Here is a 20010-nt window from a genome sequence, read left to right as displayed (position 1 = left end):
GTTCAGGGATCTCCCGACTTTTATTTAAAAGTCGGGAGATCTTTTTTTTATCCTTTTTCCATCCTGAATGCGGGCAGAATAAGGGAAGGGACGGATGAGATACAAAAAGTCGAAAATATTGTCGAAAAAAGTTCTTGATTTTTTTTCTTGAATCCGTATACTCAGAAATATAAGTAATCCGAAACGTTTTGGAGGAAAGCAATTGGCTACAATCAAAGACATATCACAAATGACGGGATTTTCGATTACGACCGTATCCAGAGCTCTGAATGGGTACTCGGACGTCAGCGATAGTACGCGCAAACTGATTAAAGAAGCCGCCGAAACCCTGAACTATAGTCCAAATGGTCTAGCGAGAGGCCTGGTCATGAAGGAAACCAAAACGCTGGGGTTGCTCGTATCAGGCATGACGTACAAAAACATCGATAACAACTTTGTTTTCGAAGTACTTTGCGGTATTAATGATAGCGCTGCCAATTCGGATTATGATCTGATTTTGTTCAGCACAAATACAGCGAAGCAAAAGATGAAAACGTACACACAGCTGTGCAGGGAACGAAAGGTGGACGGTGTCATTCTTCAGGGTGTGAAGACGGATGATCCGTATTTGCAGGAAGTATTGGATAGTGACATTCCTTGTGTATTGATTGATATACCCATTCACAGTGAGTATGTTGGTTTTGTATCAACGAATCACAAACAAAGTGCACAGACTGCTGTAGAGCACCTTATTGGTTTGGGTCATCGGCAGATTGCCATGGTGAACGGGTACCCCGAGGCTTTTGTATCCAAGGAGCGTTATGAAGGATATTCCGATGCAATGCGAAATGCAGGGTTGAGCTTGAAGCCTGAATGGATCGTAAACGGGAATTTCACGGAAGAGGAAGCACAGCAACAAGCTTCTGAATTGTTGAAGACATATCCGGAAATTACTGCAGTCTTTTGCGCAAGCGATATGATGGCTTTGGGTGTAATGAAGGCTGCGAATGAAATAGGCATCTCTATACCGGATGAATTATCTGTAGTAGGATTTGACGACATTCCAACAGCCGCTTATTTTCAACCACCACTCACCACCATCGGCCAGAACATGTATCAGTTGGGACATGAAGCTGCAAACCTGTTGATGGGCATGCTGAGATCGGAAGACAGTCCCAAATTTAATATTTTGCAAAATGAATTGGTTTTGAGATCCTCGACAGCCAAACCAGGTCGCTGAGTTTAGCTGAGAAACGGTTCGCGAGGGATTGCAAAATGAACGAGATGAAGAGAGCACCGAAATGTTTTATTAAATCCGAAACGTTTCGGTAATATTTTCACTCAAATCCAAAACGTTTCGGATACAACATAAGATAGACATAGGGGGAATACAAATTGCTGAAATACGATGCAGGACAAGGAGAATGTAGTAACTGGCTGGTAACTGAAACCGGGTTTGATCCGGCTCATCAAGGGAAAGGCGAAGCTGTGCTCTCACTTGGAAACGGCTACATGGGACTTCGCTCCGCAACGGACGAGAATTATGTTGGACAAGTGCGGAACTGGTTCGTAGCTGGAACCTTCAATAAGTTTGACGAGCATGAGGTAACAGAACTCCCTAATGCAGCGGATGTAACGGAACTTTCAATCACTCTGAATGGGGAAACCTTCAGCTTGGAAAAAGGAAGAACGATCAGCTACAGTCGTCAACTGAATCTCAAGAACGGTGAGCTGACCCGTAACGTGGTATGGCAGAGCCCAACTGGAGAAAGCTTTGAACTTCAATTCCGTCGCTTTGTTTCCTTGAGCAACCGTCATTTGGTTGGTTCATCCGTAAGTATCAAGCCACTGGATGGTCAGGCACGTGTTCACATTGCGTCTGGTATTAACGGACAATGGACGAACTCGGGTGCACAGCATTTCACGGAAGGCGAAAAACGGATATTTGAAAAGACTTATATTCAAATGACGTCAACGACGACACAATCGGCGGTTGATTTTGTAACCAATACGGTGCATCACTGGCAGCTGAATGGTGAAAAAGTTGAGCCGGAATTGCGTCAAACGATGGGACGCCGCAAGGTTGGCATCGAAGGCACAGTGACCGTGGAAGCCGGACAATCGGTAACACTGGAAAAAATCTCGAATGTTCATACCAGCCGCGATCTGGTGTACAGCAACGGTGGATATTCACTGGATCAAATGCGTGAATCTTCACTGACAGAACTGAAGCAAGAGTCGCAAAAAGGGTATGATCAGCTGTTTCGTGAAAGCGCTAACTCCTGGGCGGATACCTGGTCCACGTACAACATTGAAGTGGACAGCACAAGCGGATATGACCAGCTTGCTATCCGTTTCGCCATCTATCATCTCGTCATTATGACACCTGCTCATGATAATCGCATGGGAATCGGGGCGAAAGGATTAAGTGGTGAAGGGTACAAGGGACATTCCTTTTGGGATACGGAAATCTTCATCCTGCCTTTCTTCATCTACAGCAATCCCAAGATCGCAAGATCCTTGCTGGAATATCGATATCAGGGGTTGGATGGAGCTAGAAGCAAGGCCAAGGAGAACGGATTCGAAGGAGCCATGTATCCATGGGAAGCAGCCTGGATCGAAGATGGCGAAGTTACACCGGTATGGGGAGATGTAGATATCGTAACCGGAGAACAGACGAAGATCTGGTCCGGCTTCATTGAACAGCATATTACCTCTGACATCGCTTATGCCGTTTGGCATTACGTCCAGTCTACAGGCGATGAGGCGTTCATGGAGCAATATGGCTACGAGATCATTTTTGATACAGCAACGTTCTGGGCCAGCCGTCTGGAGTGGGATGAGGCCAAGGGCCGCTATCACATCAATGAGGTTGTTGGACCGGATGAATATAAGGAACATGTGGACAACAATGCATTCACCAATCATATGGCTCACTTCAATATGGAACTGGCCATTCAATATTATGAAAAGCTTGAGCAGGAAAAACCTGAATTACTCAAGGCATTGTCTGCGAAGCTTGACCTGACATCAGCTAGGAAAACATGGAACAAGCTGGATCAAATGTATCTGCCAGGGCCAAATGAACAAGGACTTATTCCACAAGATGATACCTACTTGCAGAAGAAAGTCATTGATCTTACCCCTTATAAAAATCAGACGAAAGTCGCCAGCATCTTCAATGATTACAACCTGGATCAGGTTGGTGAAATGCAAATTTCGAAGCAGGCTGACATCATGATGCTGTTCTTCCTGCTTGAGAATAAATTTGAACCCGCTATCAAACGTGCGAACTATGACTACTATGAGGAAAAAACATTGCATGATTCCTCATTGTCGCTGTCAACGCACAGTATCCTTGCCAGTGACTTCGGTAATCGTCCGCTCGCTTATGATCTGTTCCGCCGGGCGTCCGAGATTGATCTGGGACCGCATATGCACTCTTCGGATGCAGGCATCCACTCAGCTTCTCTGGGCGGAATATGGGAATGTGTCGTGATGGGATTTGCCGGAGTTCGCATGTTGGATGGCCAGCTTCATCTCGATCCGAAGCTGCCAGAGTCCTGGAGCAGTCTGAAATTCCCGCTTTACTGGCAAAACCAGCTGTTGCATATCACAATCACGTCCGAGGGTATTCTAATCGAGAGTGATGCAGAGGAAGAAATTTCTCTCCTTCTGTCCGGTCAGCAAGTTACTTTCAGCAAACGGTTTCAAACCTTGGTTTAATATAAATCCATGTGGAGGTCATTCAAATGAAAAAAGGGTCCGCAAGTTTGGTCATGATGCTGATTTTGGTATTAGTGTTATCCGCGTGTTCTTCAGGTGGAAGCAACAGCGCGGAAGGCGGAAAAGGAGAAAAAGTAAAACTCACCTTCTCCGTATGGGGAGATGTCAACTCCGGTGCGGATGAAGTGAAGCTTGCGGAAGAGTTCAATGCTGCACACCCGGATATTGAAGTGAAGTTTGAGCCTATTCCAAGTGAAGGTTATGGAACAAAACTCACTACATCTCTGGCAGCAGGTCAGGCACCAGACGTATTCCTGGTTGGTGAAGGCGACTACTACAAATACGTTGATAAAGGTGTAATTGAGCCACTCGACGATTATTTGAGCAAAGACACTGCGTTTAATCTGGATATTTTCCAAAAGGATCTCATTGAAAATATGAAAATCGAAGGCAAACAATACTACTTGCCTAAAGATTTCAACCCACTTGCTCTGTGGTACAACAAACGTATGTTTGATGAAGCGGGAATCCCTTATCCAACAGATGAATGGACTTGGGATGACATGATTGCAACTGCACAAAAACTGACTAAAAAAGATGGCAAAAAATATACTCAATTCGGATTCAACGCAGGCAAATGGGAATATCCGATTTATACGTACCTGTGGGATAACGGTACAGACATCGCGAATGAGGATGGAACAGCTGCGGAAGGCTACATGAACAGTGAAAAAACGATAGCGGCAATGGATAAATATGTATCCTGGTCTCAAGGAGATAGTCGTGTATCCCCGACGCCACTGGATTCCGAGACACTTGGCGGAGATTCATCGATGTTCATGACAGACAAGCTCGCCATGATGATTACAGGTCGTTGGATCAAAGGTGATCTCGACAAATCCGATGTTCAATATGGATCTGCACTGATTCCACAAAATACGGACGGTACTCGTTCAAGCATCATCGCAAGTGCGGGTTGGGCAATTAACGCAGCCGGTAAAAATAAAGAAGCGGCTTACGAACTGGTGAAATGGCTCTCGGGTACAGATGCACAGAAGCTTCGCTCTGCGAACGGTAAAGTACTGCCAGCGACTGTGAAAGAACTGGACGAAGTCAAAGCCAAAGAAGTAGCAGACAAACCGGTCATCGAAATGATGGATTATGCTAAAAAACCGGTCACCATGCGTTCTACAAACGGACCTGTGTTTGTTGAAGAATTCACCAAGGCGCTGGAAAAAGTGCTGCTTGGCAAACAAGATGTCAAAGGCGCTCTGGATGAAGCTGCGAAGAACGTTGACAGCAAAATCAAGTAAAAACCATGCGGGTGAGTCGGCGACCATGCTGATTCACCCTCTTCATCAAGGAGGCTGCTATGCGTAATTCTAAATCCGAGCGTGCCGGGTATTGGTTTATATTGCCCTGGCTTATAGGCTTGTTGCTCTTTACCATTGGTCCAATGTTATTCTCCCTGCTGCTGGCATTTAGTAAATGGGATATTATCACCGGCGTACAATCGATCGAATGGGTCGGTCTGGATAACTTCAAAACGATGTTTCATGATGAGCTTTTCTATCAATCGTTGAAAGTTACCTTTATCTTCGCTCTGGTATCCGTACCACTATATCAAGTGGCATCACTGCTTATCGCCTTGCTGCTGAATATGCGGAACAGAGGCATGAAATTTTTCCGATTGATCTATTTCATGCCATCCGTCATTCCAGCTGTAGCGGCATCAATGATGTGGATTATGATTTTCAATCCGGAATACGGCATTCTGAACCGGGCGCTTGCCTTTTTCGGCGTACAGGGGCCAGCTTGGCTTCAAGATCCGAGCTATGCGCTGGGCGCACTGATTGTCATGGGTTTGTGGGGCGTCGGTAATACGATCATCATTTATTTGTCCGGCTTGCAGGGCGTTCCCGAAGAGCTGTATGAAGCTGCCAATCTGGATGGAGCGGGACCGTTTCAACGGTTTTTCAACATTACATTACCTATGATTTCCCCGACGGTGTTCTTCAACGTGATTATGGGTATCATCGGCGGATTCCAGTATTTTACACAAGCATTTGTTATGACCAACGGGGGACCGCTTAACTCGACCTTGTTCTATAACTTGTATCTGTACAATAAAGCTTTTACCGATTTTGAAATGGGTTATGCTTCGGCATTGTCCTGGGTATTGTTCATCATCATTCTGGCGTTTACGTTGCTGGTCATCCGCAGCTCTTCGATGTGGGTCTATTACCAGGGCGATAACGAAAAGGATTGAGAGGAGGACAAATGATGAATCAAGCAACGACACGGAAACCGGTCTACTCGAAACTATTCTCTATGCTCATGCTTATCGCTGGTGCAGCCGTCGTGCTGATCCCGCTGTTATGGACGTTTGCAACGTCTCTTAAAACACCTGCCGAGGTGTTCAAAGATGATTTTTTCCCGGCTGTATGGATGTGGTCTAACTATAAAAATGCCGTCTTGGCCATCCCGTTTTTTACATTTTTGAAAAATACGCTGATTATTCTGATTCCGGTATTAGTCGGTACCGTATTCTCGTCTGCCCTATGTGCGTATGGTTTCGCCCGGTTTAACTTCCGCGGCAAACGCACGCTGTTCCTGGTGCTATTGGCGACGATGATGCTGCCTTCGCAGGTAACGATGATCCCGATGTTCATCATGTTCAAGGAAATCGGCTGGGTTGATACATTTTTACCACTCATTATCCCTGCATTCTTCGGGGGCGGAGCGTTTAACATCTTCCTGATTCGCCAGTTCATGCGCGGTATTCCGCGTGATCTCGATGAGTCTGCTTTTGTAGACGGAGCCAATAAAATGCAGATTTTCACTAAAATCATGCTGCCGCTTTCCATGCCGCCACTGATTGCCGTATCGATCTTTACCTTTATGGGCGTATGGAATGACTTCCAGGGACCACTCATTTATCTGAACTCCAGTGAGAAGTATACGCTGGCTCTCGGATTGTCCATGTTCAAAGGGTTGTATAACGTGGAATGGAACATGCTAATGGCTGCAACGATGCTGATTATGCTTCCGCCACTCCTTGTATTCTTTGTTGCACAAAAATACTTTATTGAAGGCATTTCCATCTCTTCTGCAATCAAGGGCTAATCGTCCGTATGAATAGAAGAGATGAGCGGTAAGCCAAACCGCAGAGGAGGACTACCATGGCCACATTAACAAGCAGACATCCTTTTAATTTGTATTATAACGCAGGTGAATATGTAAAGATTTGCGGTACCCAGGACGGATACTTTCCCGACTTTGGGCATCATATGGCTAACGAAATGGGTGGTGTATGGCTGCATCCGATCAAGCTGCTGGACGGCTTCTGGCTGAAGGTAACCGATCTGGATCGCAACATTGCGGTATGGGCAAGGGCAGACGGATTCACAAGTGAATCCTGGGGCGGAAGCCGGTTCGATTATGATCACGGATTGAGCCACATTCCGGTATCCATTGAACGCAACCAGTTTGCCCCCGATTATGAAAAAGGCATGGTCGCAGAATATGAGATCAGCGCTTACGGCAAAGGAACAACCCGGCTCAAGCTGGAGCTGCTGTCACGTACCGATCTCCGTCCAGTGTGGTATTCCGATGAGATCGGAATTATCCCAGGAGCGGGTGAAACGGCAGAAGCTATTTCTTCGCGCAAAGTCATCGTCAAAGATGATGCCCAAGACTGGTATGCCATGATTGGAAGTGACCTGCCTGGAACGGTAATGACAGTTGGTCCTGAGATTTACGGACCAGAACTGACGGCAGGCAAGGGCACAGGCATTTCTTTTGTAACCGAATGCACGCTGGAGGAGAAGGATGTGTTCCGCTTCCGGTTATTTGTTGCCGGTTCGGAGTCGTCCCGTGAAGCCTGTGAGCAGACTTATGCAGTCATCGAACGTGACTACGTCAGCTTGAAAGAGCAGAAGCAGCAACTCTACGACAAGTTGGATCAGCGCGCAGTGCTGACCATTGAAGGCGAGGATGAGCTGAACGAGCAATTTGCCTGGGTGAAGCGTAATAATCAGTGGCTGGTGCAGCAAGTAGACGGCATTGGTCGTGGATTGACGGCAGGTGGACCCACGTATCCGTGGTGGTTCGGCTGTGACAGTACGTATGCGCTTCAGGGTGTGCTTGCTACGGGAGACCATCAACTGGTGCGGGATACTCTGAATTTGTTGCTGGAGAAATCCAAGGAAGCAAACGGTAATGGACGTTTTGTGCATGAAGTGACCACGATAGGAGCCGTGTCTAATCGCGGCAACACGCAGGAGACGGCACACTATATCGCCTTTGTATGGGAAATGTTCCTGTGGACCGGAGATGGTGCACTTCTGCGCGAGCATTATGACTATTGTGTTCAGGGAATCGACTGGCTGCTGGGTGAGATGGACCCGGACGGAGACCTGTTCCCTTCCGGTTACGGCATCATCGAGATTGCCGGATTGAATATGGAGCTTATTGATAGTGCCGTATATACAGCCAAGGCTCTTCAGGCGCTGGAGCATATGAGTCTCTATTTGGGTGAAACGAAGCGGCATCAGACATATCAAAAACTGGCTGAAAGAGCGGTACGCGCAGTGAATGATGTGTATTGGTCTGAAAAAGACAGCCTCTATGCGGATGCCGTTGCACCTGTTTCTGATATTGTGCCCAAGGTGGATTACATGGTTTCTCTCGCTGAAAAGCAAGGGATCACAGACTACCGGGAGTACGTGGAAGGATTGCTTGCCGATGCAGGTGAGGATCAGAAAGATCGCGGTTGGCTGCTGAACAAAAACTGGGTCATTGTCACCCCGATGGAAGCAGGAATTGCCGATCAGGACAAAGCACAGCGTGCTCTGGAAGCGATGCGAAACCGTGACTTCATTGGTGAATACGGTACTTATCTTGCGGCCATGTATCAACAAGGCACGATGACAATCTCTACCGGAGCACATGCGGTTGCAGAAGCGGCGTACGGACATCCGGATCACGCACTGGATTTACTGCGTCGGATGGGGAAAAGCTTCTCACGTGTAGTGCCAGGTTCTTTCTCGGAGATGTCCCCGGACTACGGCTGTGTAGTGCAGGCGTGGACCATCTATGCACTGGCTGTACCAGTCGTACGACATTTCTTCGGCGTTCAACCGGAAGCACAGCATCGCCGTGTAACCTTATCACCTAATATGCCGCAGGCATGGGATACCAAAACATGCAGTCTGGAGCACCTGATGGTAGGCGATGCGGAGTTCGATATTCATTTTGAATCCCGTGAGGGCAAACGTTATGCGAGCATTTCCAACGCATCGGGCTGGACGGTCGTTCTGGACTGGAAGGGCGAAAGACGGGAAAGCAACGAGAAACGAATCGAATGGCAACTAGAGCAATGACATGGGGAGGAACGGGTAATGAAAGGGAACGGAGCACTTCAAGCCGTTATTTTTGATTTGGATGGTGTGATTACTGACACGGCGGAGTACCATTATGTAGCGTGGAAGAAGCTGGGGGAATCGCTGGATATTCCGTTTGATCGGGAGTTCAACGAGCAGTTAAAGGGCATTAGCCGTGGGGAGTCACTGGCGCGCATTTTACGTCTGGGTGGCAAGGAAGAGGCGTTTTCGGCTGAGGAAAAGGAAGAATTCGCACAGCGTAAAAACGAACATTACGTCTCGTTGCTGGACTCGCTGACACCGGAGCATACCTACCCTGGAATTCGGGAATTGCTGCTTGAGCTGCAAGCTTCAGGCATTCCTGCGGTGATCGCCTCGGCCAGTAAAAATGCCCCTCAAATTCTGAAGGCGCTAGAGTTGGACTCGCTGTTCCGCTTTGTGGTACATCCGGATTCCGTACCAAACGGCAAGCCAGCACCTGATCTATTCCTGCGCGGAGCGGAAGAAGTGGGTGCTGACGTTAAAGCCTGCATCGGCATCGAGGATGCGCAGGCGGGTATTGAGGCCATCAAATCCGCAGGCATGATCGCCGTGGGTATTGGTGAAGAAGCTGTACTTAAAGGTTCCGGAGCGGACGTGGTGCTGAAAGATACTACACAGCTCACGCTGTCCTTCCTGGAGCGTACGTTGCAGGAGCACAGCCATTAAGCAGAAAAGGGGAGATGCAGCATGAACCGGGCATGGTGGAAAGAAGCCGTGGTATATCAGGTCTACTGGCGGAGCTTCCTGGATGCGAATAGGGACGGCATCGGGGATTTGGAGGGCTTGATGCTCAAGCTCGACTATATCAAAAGTCTGGGTATTGATGTCATCTGGCTTAATCCCATTTATGAATCGCCGGATAAAGATAACGGATATGACATAGCGGATTATTACCGCATCATGGCGAAAGCCGGAACGATGGAGCAGTTCAAGCAATTGCTGGACAAGGTCCATGAACTGGGCATGAAGCTCATTATGGATCTGGTGGTCAATCATACATCAGAGCAGCATGCATGGTTTGAAGAATCACGTTCATCCGTCGATAATCCGAAACGCGACTGGTATATATGGAAGCCGGGGAAACAGGATAGCCCGCCGAACAACTGGCGCTCCTATTTTGAACCGTCGACCTGGACCTACGACGAGCGGACGGGGGAATATTATTTCCATTCCTTTGCGAAGGAGCAGCCTGATCTGAATTGGGAAAATCCAGAACTGCGTCAGGAAATTTACCGGATGATGCGTTTCTGGCTGGATCAGGGTATTGACGGCTTCCGCATGGATGTTATTAATCTGCTCGCTAAGCTGGAAGGTTTCCCGGATGCGGAGCACCCGGAGAACATTGATTATCTGGGCAATAATCCGGGCATTCATGAATATTTGCAGGAAATGAATCGGGAGGTTCTCCAGCATTATGACATCATGACTGTAGGAGAAATTCCGTTTGTCACACCAGAAGATGGCCTTCTGTATGTGGGGGATAACCGGAAAGAACTGCATACGTTATTCCATTTCCAGGTGGCGGATGACATGCCAGCTTGGGATCTGGCACGGTACAAGGAAATTCAGGAGAGCTGGTATGAGGCGTTCCGTCATGAAGGTTGGAACTCCCAGTTCCTGAACAATCACGATCACACCCGACAGGTTTCAAGGTATGGCAATGACGGACAATACCGTGTGCAATCCGCTAAACAACTGGCGACCATGATTCATACTCTTCCGGGAACACCGTATGTATTCCAGGGAGAGGAGATCGGTATGACGGGTGTCCGGTTCTCTTCCATTGATGAATATCACGATATTGCAATGAAGAACAAATATAAGGAAGAAATCGGTAAAGGCCGTGCGCCAGATGAAGTGCTCCACAGTCTTCAGCCGCTGAGCCGGGATAATTCCCGCACGCCGATGCAGTGGGACAGCAGCAAGCACGCCGGGTTTACCGAAGGGCAGCCGTGGATGAAGGTTAATCCCAACTATGAAGAGATTAATGTGGAGCGGGATTTGGCTGCGCAGGACTCCATATTTGCATATTACCAGCAGCTGATTGCCCTGCGTAAAACACACGCGGTTATGGTCTATGGAGATTATCGTGACCAATCGGCAGGGGAAGAGCATGTATATGCATATAGCCGCAGTCTGGATGGAGAGACATGGCTTGTCATTCTCAATCACTCGGACCGGGAGCAGTCCTATCGTCTGCCTGCTTCATTCGCTGATCGAGCGACGAATGCCCGCTTGATCATTGGCAATCTGGATCGGTCAACCTCCGATGAGGTTAGAAACGGCACCGTTCGTTTGCGTCCTTATGAGGCGCTCATTTACTCCTTATAATACATCGCAAGATCAGCAGAGCCTGGCGGGGATTTTCCCGTCGGGTTCTTTTATTTTCAAAAAAAGGTACACAAAAGATACATAATGAACTAAAATGAACTTATATGAACATTATCTGACTAACGAAAGGAATGGATTAATGATGCAAAACCGTTATGCTGCACACCCAAATGAAGTGAAAAACTATGATACCTCCCGTCTGCGCGAGGAATTTCTGATGGAGCAATTGTTTGCCACAGATGAGTTGGTAACCGTTTACTCTCATGTAGATCGTTATATTGTAGGAACGGCTGTACCTCAAAGCAAGGATATCGCACTTGAAGTGAATCTGAAGGATATCGGAACGAACTTTTTCCTAGAGCGTCGTGAAATCGGTATCATTAATGTTGGAGGCCATGGAACCGTGACAGCTGACGGTCAAGGCTACGAGATTGGTGCGAAAGAATGCCTGTACATCGGCAGAGGTGTAAAAGAAGTCGTGTTCAAGAGCAGCGGCAAGGATCAGCCGGCTCAGTTTTATTTTGTATCCACACCGGCTCACCACACATATCCAACAGTAAAAGCAACGCAAGAACAAGCTCAGCCGAACCACCTCGGCAGCATCGAAAGCTCGAATGAACGGACGATCTATCGCTATATCCACCAGGGAGAAGGCGGAATCCAGAGCTGTCAGCTGGTGATGGGCATTACGGAACTCGACAAGGGTAACATGTGGAATACGATGCCTGCACATACCCACAACCGCCGTTCCGAAGTATACTTGTATTTCAACCTGCCGGAAGATGGCGTCGTATTCCATATGATGGGCGAGCCAAACGAAACACGGCATTTAGTTGTACGTGACCGTCAGGCCATCATCTCTCCAAGCTGGTCTATCCACAGTGGTGTCGGTACGAGCAGCTATACCTTCTGCTGGGCAATGGCTGGGGAAAACCAGACGTTCGAGGATATGGACGGCGTGGCGATGAAAGACCTGAAATAGGCGCGTAAATTCCAAAGAAACAGGAAGTTGATCTGTGATGAATCCATTGAAAAGACATGAAAAAATTATGGAGGCTCTGCTGGAGCGGCAGGAAGTCACCGTTAGTGATCTGAGTGAACTGCTGCAGGTGACGGGCAAGACCGTACGGGAGGATCTCGATAAGCTGGAAGGTATGGGATTGCTCGTACGTGTCCATGGGGGTGCGATGCTGGCTCAGAACGACCAGTACGGCATCCTCACGAGTCGTGGGGCTACGGAAAAGCATCATTCGGAGAAAACGGAGATTGCCGAGCGAGCCCTTGCGTATATCCGACCAGGAGATATTGTTGCGCTGGATGGCGGGAGCACTACGTTGGAGATGGCGAAGAGATTGGACAATCAGCCCATTACGGTGGTTACCAATGATCTGTTCATTATTGCTGAGCTGACCAAAAAGGAGCAGGTGCGACTGGTTGTGCCCGGTGGGGCAAGAGTCCGCAATATGCTGGTGGGAGACGATACGGCGGCCTTCATTTCCGGTCTCAACATTCATAAAGCGTTTATCTCAACGACGGCACTTCATCCGGAATTTGGACTTTCCATATATACAGGAGATCTGGTGCCGCTAAAAAAAGCAATGATCTCTGCTTCTCAGCAGGTCTATGGCGTCGTGGATCATTATAAATTCGGACAATTTGCCCTTCGGACTTTTGCACACTGTTCGGAGCTGGACTGTATCATCAGCGATAGTCGCTTGGATGAGGAGACAGCAGCCCTATACAGACAAAATGGCATCGAAGTGGACTATCAGAGCTGACCTTCAGTTCCACAGTGGATACGTGACTGCCGAGACTGAAGACACGGTTTGCAACCCAATAACCATGCGGAGGAATCATTCATGAATCCATTTGATTTAAGCGGACAAGTTGCACTTGTCACTGGTACGTCAGGAGGACTGGGGCAAGGAATGGCGATTGGCCTTGCTGAAGCCGGCGCAGATGTTGTGCTGGTTTCCTACTCTAATCCATCGAAAACAGCGCGTGCCATTGAGTCTCTCGGACGTAAAGCGTATGTGATTGAAGCTGATTTGAGCCGTGAGGACGAATTGACCGGGGTGTTTGAAAAGGCATTAGCCTTTCAAGGGAGAATTGATATTCTGGTCAACAATGCAGGAATTATTCGTCGCACACCTGCAGCCGATCACGGTCAACAGGACTGGCATGATGTCATTGGTCTTAACCTGAACACGGTATTTTTCCTGAGCCAGTTGGCTGGCAGACATATGATTGAACGGGGAAGTGGCAAGATCATTAACATTGCATCCATGCTATCTTATCAGGGTGGAATTAATGTACCGGGATACACGGCCAGTAAACATGGGGTAGCCGGTTTAACGAAAGCACTCGCGAATGAATGGGCAGGCAAAGGTGTTCAAATCAACGGGATTGCACCAGGCTATATGGAAACAGACAATACAACTCAGATTCGCGCCGATGAAAATCGGTACCGTGACATCACGGCACGGATTCCGGCTGGACGCTGGGGAACACCTGAGGATCTGAAAGGTCCGGTTGTTTTCCTGGCATCGGCGGCTTCGGATTATTTGAATGGTCACGTACTGAATGTGGATGGCGGCTGGATGGCTCGTTAACGCTGTCAGCGATCGATGCAAAGGAGGCAATGACATGAAACTTGGTATTCTTGCGCATACGTTTGGTAAACAGCCTACAGCACAGCTTGCACAGACCATCGCAGATAACGGATTTAATTCGGTCCAGCTGGCATTAGCCAAGGCCTTGTCGGATGTGGACTCGGCCAACGGCAAGCTGAGCCCTGGACTGGCGAATGAGATCGGAGATCAATTTGCACAGCGCGGAGTCAAGATTGCGGTACTAGGTTGCTACATTAACCCGATTGATCCTGATCCTGTGGCTCGTCGTGCAGACATTGAACGATTCAAGGAGCATCTGCGTTATGCCCGGGATTTCGGTTGCAGCATGGTTGCAACGGAGACAGGGGGCCTGGATACGTATCGCGACACTCATCCGGATGCATATGAAGAAAAGGCATGGACGGTGCTGCGGGAGACGGTAGAGGAACTGGCGGAAGAGGCGGAAAAGTGGGGCGTTCATGCGGCGATTGAGCCAGTATCTACCCATACGCTTCATACACGTGAACATATGATCCGTCTGTTTGAAGAAATTCCTTCATCCAATCTGGGCATGCTGTTCGATCCTTGTAATCTGATCAAACAACCTCATGTGGCTGACCAGTCTGCATTCCTGCGTGAAGTGATGGAAACGCTGTATCAGCGTATCATTGTCATTCATGCCAAAGATGTGGCTTTCAATGCGCAGGGTGAAAAGTTCAATCCGGTGCCGGGTGAGGGCATTCTGGATTATCCGTTATTTTTTGAACTATTGAAGAGCTATAAACCACACATCGATATTTCACTAGAAGGGGTAACCGCGGAAGAAGCTGTCCCGGCGGCCAAGCATTTACGTGAAATATGGAGTGGCGTTCGGGTATAAACGGTATAAAATCACGCAGAAGTTCAGCAGGTGATGGTTGGAAAAAATCCGGAAAACCTTTGCGGGAGCAAAGGTTTTTTTGGTGTAGCAGTCTTACTGATACATATTTAATATTTCTCATCGGAAAAATCGGAAATATTTCTTTTCAAAAGCGACATCTTGTGAGAGAATATGGAAAACATACGCCACCATGTCATGACATCTAGGGATTTGCCAAACGTATAAGTTAAGGGAGGAAACAGATTTATGTCAAACGAACGTGAGCTTTCATTTGAAACATTGGCAATTCATGCCGGCCAGGAGATTGATCCGACCACCCATGCACGTGCAGTACCGTTGTACCAAACAACATCCTACGGATTCCGTGATACGGAGCATGCAGCCAATCTGTTTGGATTGAAAGAGTTTGGCAATATCTATACACGTCTGATGAATCCGACCACGGATGTGTTCGAACAACGTATTGCTGCACTTGAAGGAGGCGCGGGTGCACTGGCTACCGCTTCCGGTCAGGCAGCGATTACGTTCTCCCTCTTAAACATCGCAGGTGCGGGAGATGAGATTGTTTCCGCAGCGAGTCTGTATGGAGGAACGTACAATCTGTTCTCAACCACACTACCGAAACTTGGCTTAGATGTAAAGTTTGTAGATTCCAGTGATCCTGAAAATTTCCGGGCGGCGATTACGGACAAAACAAAAGCATTGTACGCTGAAACGATTGGTAATCCGCAAGGCAACGTACTGGACATTGAAGCTGTGGCAGCTATCGCCCATGAACATGGCATTCCTTTGATTGTAGACAATACATTCCCAAGTCCGTATCTGCTTCGTCCAATCGAACACGGAGCTGATATTGTCGTTCATTCGGCTACCAAATTTATTGGCGGTCACGGTACTTCCATTGGTGGAGTTATTGTGGACAGCGGCAAATTCGACTGGAAAGCGAGTGGCAAGTTCCCGGGACTGACAGAACCGGATTCCAGCTATCATGGTGTCGTATATACAGAAGCGGTTGGACCGATTGCTTATATTATCAAAGCTCGTGTACAATTGCTGCGTGACTTTGGTGCTACAATCTCACCTTTCAATTCATGGTTGCTCATTCAAGGGCTGGAGACACTGCATCTGCGTGTAGAACGTCATAGCAGCAACGCACTGGCTGTGGCGCAATATCTGGAGAAACATGAGGATGTGGAATGGGTAAGCTACGCAGGTTTGCCGAGTCACCCTTCCTATGAACTGGCACAGAAGTATTTGCCGAAAGGCCAGGGAGCCATTCTGACCTTTGGTATCAAAGGCGGAGTGGATGCAGGACGCAAACTGATTGAAAATGTGAAGCTGTTCTCTCACCTTGCCAACGTAGGTGACTCCAAGTCACTGATCATTCATCCGGCAAGTACGACGCATCAACAGCTGACAGAAGATGAGCAGACTGCAGCCGGAGTTAATCCTGAGCTGATTCGTCTATCTGTGGGTACAGAGAATATTCAGGATATCCTCTACGATCTGGAGCAAGCCATTAAGGCTAGCCAGCAATCAAGCGTTAGTGTTTAATTCATAACGTGAATAAATTAAATTCATACGAGCCGCTTGTCCTTATGGACGAGTGGCTTTTTTAATTTTACACCGGCTAAGGTGAAAAACCCATTTACAAATGCAAAGCGCAGGCATATAATGAATCAAAAGTTGTATTGGGTAAAAATAATTGCATAAGTACAAAAATGATTATCATTCTCATTCAAAATGATTTGGAAATCATTCGACAACCATTCAATAACCATGCTGCTGCGGGATTCCCGCAGCAGCATGTGTCATTTTTAGGGTATTAACAATGGCTCTCATTCTCAATACGACTTCAATACAGGGGACATGGATGCTGCAAAACGCACTCCACAACCCGACATTCAGAAAGGATTGTGATTCATATGCAAGCGATACACCAACCCATTCAAACCCAAGCAAAAGCTGAACAGCGTTCAGCCAATACACCTGGCCCAGGCCGAGGGCGCAAACCAGACTTTCGGGCTATGCTGCACAACAAGGAAATGCAAGCTGCTCTGGGCAGTGGACTTTTGATGCTTATTGCCTGGGCGACGGCATCATGGTCTAACCCGTTATCCGTACTACTATATATTGTTGCTTATGCCATAGGTGGATGGACTAAAGCCAAAGAAGGCATAGAGACACTGGTCAAGGATCGTGATCTTGATGTGAATCTGCTCATGATTGCAGCATCGTTGGGAGCGGCAGCCATTGGCTACTGGAATGAAGGAGCCATGCTGATCTTTATTTTTGCGTTAAGTGGTGCACTGGAAAGCTATGCAACGGAGCGCAGTCACAAGGATATTTCATCACTGCTGGCGCTCAAACCGGAAACGGCGCTGCGTATTGAGGACGGTAAAATGAATCGTGTATCCATCGATGATTTGCAGCCGGGGGATCTGTTGCTGGTGAAGCCGGGCGAACTGGTTCCGGCGGATGGTGTTGTGTACCGAGGCAGCTCTTTTATCAATCAGGCCTCGATTACAGGGGAATCCTTACCCGTAGACAAAATTGCTGGTGACGAAGTATTTGCAGGTACTGTGAACGGTGAAGGTGCATTATATGTGGAGGTGACCAAATCCGCTGAAGGATCGTTGTTTGGCAAAATCATTAAACTGGTGGAAGAAGCGCAGACGGAAGTGCCGGACTCCCAACGCTTTATTGAGCGATTCGAGGGAATATACGCCCGTATTGTTGTCGCCGTAACGGTACTGGTTATTGCGGGAACACCTCTATTGCTTGGTTGGACGTGGAATGAGGCGTTTTACAAAGCAATGGTCTTTCTGGTTGTAGCTTCACCTTGTGCCCTGGTTTCTTCCATTATGCCGGTCATGTTATCAGCGATGTCCAGCAGTGCACGTCGCGGTATTCTTTTCAAAGGTGGCGCTCATGTGGAGAACATGGCCCAGACCCGGGTGGTTGCTTTTGATAAAACAGGAACATTGACGATGGGTACACCACAGGTGACCGATATTATAACGGCAGACGGATATGACCGTACACAGTTGTTGGGAGCGGTAGCTGCCATTGAGAACCTTTCGATGCACCCACTGGCTCGGGCTATTGTGGAGCAGGCAAGCAAGGAGGACATCAACCTCCCGATTGCTGAACAGGTTCAAGCTCTGACGGGCTGGGGGATTGAAGGGAAAGTAGACGGCGTTCTCTGGAAAATTGGGAAAACGGATGAGTTGGATACGCATCATATCACTGAGGTAAATAACGCAAATGATACAGAGAAGCAATTTATTGCTTCTAATATGGACGATCTTGCTGTGTGGTATGGCATACGTGCCCAACTTGAGGGAGAAGGCAAAACCGTGTCTGCCATAACAGCGAACGGGCAAATGGCCGGATTGATCGCGATGAGGGACACCGTGCGCCCACAAGCGGTTGCAGCGGTGAAAATGCTGGAAGCGATGGGTGTGAAAGTGGCTATGCTGACAGGTGATCGTCCCGAATCGGCAGCAGTGATCGCCCGTGAGACTGGTGTAAGCCTGGTATACGCAGGTTTGTTACCCGAAGATAAAGTGAAGCAGGTGCATCTGCTTCGCGAACAGTACGGGCAAGTGTTGATGGTTGGGGATGGTGTGAATGATGCGCCTGCACTTGCAGCGGCAACGGTTGGCATGGGCATGGGTGTATCAGGCAGTGGCACTGCACTGGAAGTAGCGGATGTTGTACTGATGAATGATAATATTGAAGAAATCGCCTGGGTAATCAGGCAGGCACGTCGGGCGCAGCGGACGGTGAAGCAGAATATGTTTTTTGCCATCACGGTAATTCTGGCTCTAATCGCGGGTAACTTCTTACAAGATGTTGCATTACCATTGGGTGTGGTAGGCCATGAAGGCAGCACGATCCTGGTTATTCTGAATGGACTAAGACTCCTGCGATAACGATATCCAATTGAAAAAAACGGCGTTTGAACCTTGGGTCATCGGGTAATGAATCGAAGAGACGATTCCAGAGGAACGTTCTACATGGAATATGACTAAGGGAACGTTGTTATTGAAACATTACCATGCAGTGCGGCAATCTGCCGCTGCAACGACATGACAATAAAGGGAGCTGTGAAATATGGGACGTTACGTACAAGTGGAACCGAATGTGAGTATATTTGTTGAAGATATTGGTCAAGGAACACCGGTTGTCTTTTTGCACGGCTGGCCAGTTAATTATAAAATGTTCGAATATCAATTGAATGTACTGCCCAATCATGGCATTCGTGCCATTGCAATAGATTTCAGAGGTTATGGCAAGTCGGACGCACCATCCACAGGCTATGACTACGACCGGATGGCGGACGATGTTCGTGCTGTGATTGATGATCTAGAGTTGAGTGACGTGGTACTTGCAGGTTTCTCCATGGGTGGAGCGATTGCCGTGCATTATATGGCCCGCCATGCGGGACATGGTGTATCCAAGCTGGCGCTATTGTCAGCGGCGGCACCAGTGTTCACGCAGCGTGAGGGTTATCCGTATGGCCTGACTGCAGCGCAGCTTACCGAGCAGATTATTGAGCCGATCTTCGCTGATCGTCCGAAGTTGCTGGAGACGTTTGGCGGCATGTTTTTCGCGAAGCAGCACAGCCAGCCGTTTATGGATTGGTTTCATGCACTCGGTATGGAGGCCTCGTCTTACAGTACGATTAATAGTGCGATTGCCCTGCGGGATGAGGATTTGCGAGGTGACCTGAGTTCGATTCAGGTACCTACAGCCATTTTGCACGGGAAGAAGGATGAGATATGCCCGTTTGAGTTCGCCGAGGAGATGCACAAAGGCATTGCCGGTTCTCAATTGATTGCTTTTGAAGAGAGTGGTCACGGGGCATTCTATGATGAATTGGAAAAATTCAATGCCGAATTGATTCGATTTATCAAATCCGGATTGTGATCGTCCAACGACCTTTACAGATCGTTCAAACTATTTCATTGAATCTTCATTTGTGAACAAAAAAAGAACCTGGAAGTTCAGCGAGCCGCTGTGCTTTCAGGTTTTTTGCCGTCCATTCTTG

15 protein-coding genes are annotated in these 20010 nt (G+C 48.1%); all 15 read left to right on the top strand.

Annotated features, from left to right (window positions below):
* The first annotated feature begins 202 nt into the window (after positions 1-202).
* The 15 genes from BUA17_RS27320 to BUA17_RS27250 all read left to right on the top strand — a co-directional run bounded on the left by BUA17_RS27320 (position 203) and on the right by BUA17_RS27250 (position 19889).
* Positions 203-1219: a LacI family DNA-binding transcriptional regulator gene (locus tag BUA17_RS27320; protein WP_063566562.1), complete on the top strand. Its 1017-nt coding sequence runs from the start codon at positions 203-205 to the stop codon at positions 1217-1219.
* Between the two features lie 155 nt (positions 1220-1374).
* On the top strand, positions 1375-3705 hold the full coding sequence (locus BUA17_RS27315) for a glycoside hydrolase family 65 protein (RefSeq protein ID WP_072735565.1): 2331 nt from the start codon (positions 1375-1377) through the stop codon (positions 3703-3705).
* A gap of 26 nt (positions 3706-3731) precedes the next feature.
* On the top strand, positions 3732-5018 hold the full coding sequence (locus tag BUA17_RS27310; protein ID WP_064640611.1) for an ABC transporter substrate-binding protein: 1287 nt from the start codon (positions 3732-3734) through the stop codon (positions 5016-5018).
* 59 nt (positions 5019-5077) lie between these two features.
* A complete protein-coding gene (locus BUA17_RS27305) occupies positions 5078-5974 on the top strand; it encodes a carbohydrate ABC transporter permease (RefSeq protein ID WP_053780124.1) in 897 nt (298 codons plus the stop codon).
* Between the two features lie 14 nt (positions 5975-5988).
* Positions 5989-6831, top strand: coding sequence for a carbohydrate ABC transporter permease (locus tag BUA17_RS27300; protein ID WP_063566566.1), 843 nt, complete (start codon positions 5989-5991; stop codon positions 6829-6831).
* Between the two features lie 56 nt (positions 6832-6887).
* On the top strand, positions 6888-9089 hold the full coding sequence (locus tag BUA17_RS27295) for an alpha-L-rhamnosidase-related protein (protein ID WP_072735564.1): 2202 nt from the start codon (positions 6888-6890) through the stop codon (positions 9087-9089).
* Positions 9090-9107: 18 nt separating this feature from the next.
* Positions 9108-9797, top strand: coding sequence for a beta-phosphoglucomutase (gene pgmB, locus BUA17_RS27290; protein ID WP_072735563.1), 690 nt, complete (start codon positions 9108-9110; stop codon positions 9795-9797).
* Between the two features lie 21 nt (positions 9798-9818).
* Positions 9819-11462, top strand: a complete 1644-nt coding sequence (locus BUA17_RS27285) for a glycoside hydrolase family 13 protein (protein WP_072735562.1) — start codon at positions 9819-9821, stop codon at positions 11460-11462.
* Between the two features lie 142 nt (positions 11463-11604).
* Complete coding sequence (gene kduI / locus BUA17_RS27280; RefSeq protein ID WP_053779017.1) at positions 11605-12444, top strand: 5-dehydro-4-deoxy-D-glucuronate isomerase; 840 nt, start codon at positions 11605-11607, stop codon at positions 12442-12444.
* Between the two features lie 37 nt (positions 12445-12481).
* Positions 12482-13240 carry a DeoR/GlpR family DNA-binding transcription regulator gene (locus tag BUA17_RS27275; RefSeq protein WP_063566570.1) on the top strand — a complete coding sequence of 253 codons (759 nt, stop codon included), beginning with the start codon at positions 12482-12484 and terminating at the stop codon, positions 13238-13240.
* An 81-nt stretch (positions 13241-13321) separates the two neighbouring features.
* Positions 13322-14074 (top strand): 2-dehydro-3-deoxy-D-gluconate 5-dehydrogenase KduD, encoded by a 753-nt coding sequence (gene kduD / locus BUA17_RS27270; RefSeq protein WP_072735561.1) that lies wholly within the window; start codon positions 13322-13324, stop codon positions 14072-14074.
* Between the two features lie 34 nt (positions 14075-14108).
* Positions 14109-14954 (top strand): sugar phosphate isomerase/epimerase family protein, encoded by an 846-nt coding sequence (locus tag BUA17_RS27265; RefSeq protein WP_063566571.1) that lies wholly within the window; start codon positions 14109-14111, stop codon positions 14952-14954.
* Between the two features lie 246 nt (positions 14955-15200).
* Entirely contained in the window at positions 15201-16508 is a 1308-nt protein-coding gene (locus BUA17_RS27260) for a homocysteine synthase (RefSeq protein WP_063566572.1), read from the top strand.
* A gap of 371 nt (positions 16509-16879) precedes the next feature.
* Positions 16880-18892 carry a heavy metal translocating P-type ATPase gene (locus tag BUA17_RS27255; protein WP_072735560.1) on the top strand — a complete coding sequence of 671 codons (2013 nt, stop codon included), beginning with the start codon at positions 16880-16882 and terminating at the stop codon, positions 18890-18892.
* Positions 18893-19073: 181 nt separating this feature from the next.
* Positions 19074-19889 (top strand): alpha/beta fold hydrolase, encoded by an 816-nt coding sequence (locus BUA17_RS27250; RefSeq protein ID WP_072735559.1) that lies wholly within the window; start codon positions 19074-19076, stop codon positions 19887-19889.
* Positions 19890-20010: the final 121 nt, after the last annotated feature.

The sequence above is a fragment of the Paenibacillus sp. ov031 genome (assembly GCF_900143165.1).
Lineage (GTDB): Bacteria > Bacillota > Bacilli > Paenibacillales > Paenibacillaceae > Paenibacillus > Paenibacillus marchantiae.
Note: the sequence above shows the minus strand (reverse complement) of the source record. Positions and strands in the feature narration are given on the sequence as shown.

Coding starts and splice junctions, on each gene's coding strand:
- BUA17_RS27305 (WP_053780124.1), top strand. CDS start 5,078: ATGCGTAATTCTAAATCCGAGCGTGCCGGGTATTGGTTTATATTGCCC.
- kduD (WP_072735561.1), top strand. CDS start 13,322: ATGAATCCATTTGATTTAAGCGGACAAGTTGCACTTGTCACTGGTACG.
- BUA17_RS27250 (WP_072735559.1), top strand. CDS start 19,074: ATGGGACGTTACGTACAAGTGGAACCGAATGTGAGTATATTTGTTGAA.
- BUA17_RS27300 (WP_063566566.1), top strand. CDS start 5,989: ATGAATCAAGCAACGACACGGAAACCGGTCTACTCGAAACTATTCTCT.
- BUA17_RS27275 (WP_063566570.1), top strand. CDS start 12,482: ATGAATCCATTGAAAAGACATGAAAAAATTATGGAGGCTCTGCTGGAG.
- BUA17_RS27295 (WP_072735564.1), top strand. CDS start 6,888: ATGGCCACATTAACAAGCAGACATCCTTTTAATTTGTATTATAACGCA.
- BUA17_RS27285 (WP_072735562.1), top strand. CDS start 9,819: ATGAACCGGGCATGGTGGAAAGAAGCCGTGGTATATCAGGTCTACTGG.
- BUA17_RS27265 (WP_063566571.1), top strand. CDS start 14,109: ATGAAACTTGGTATTCTTGCGCATACGTTTGGTAAACAGCCTACAGCA.
- BUA17_RS27310 (WP_064640611.1), top strand. CDS start 3,732: ATGAAAAAAGGGTCCGCAAGTTTGGTCATGATGCTGATTTTGGTATTA.
- pgmB (WP_072735563.1), top strand. CDS start 9,108: ATGAAAGGGAACGGAGCACTTCAAGCCGTTATTTTTGATTTGGATGGT.
- BUA17_RS27260 (WP_063566572.1), top strand. CDS start 15,201: ATGTCAAACGAACGTGAGCTTTCATTTGAAACATTGGCAATTCATGCC.
- kduI (WP_053779017.1), top strand. CDS start 11,605: ATGCAAAACCGTTATGCTGCACACCCAAATGAAGTGAAAAACTATGAT.
- BUA17_RS27255 (WP_072735560.1), top strand. CDS start 16,880: ATGCAAGCGATACACCAACCCATTCAAACCCAAGCAAAAGCTGAACAG.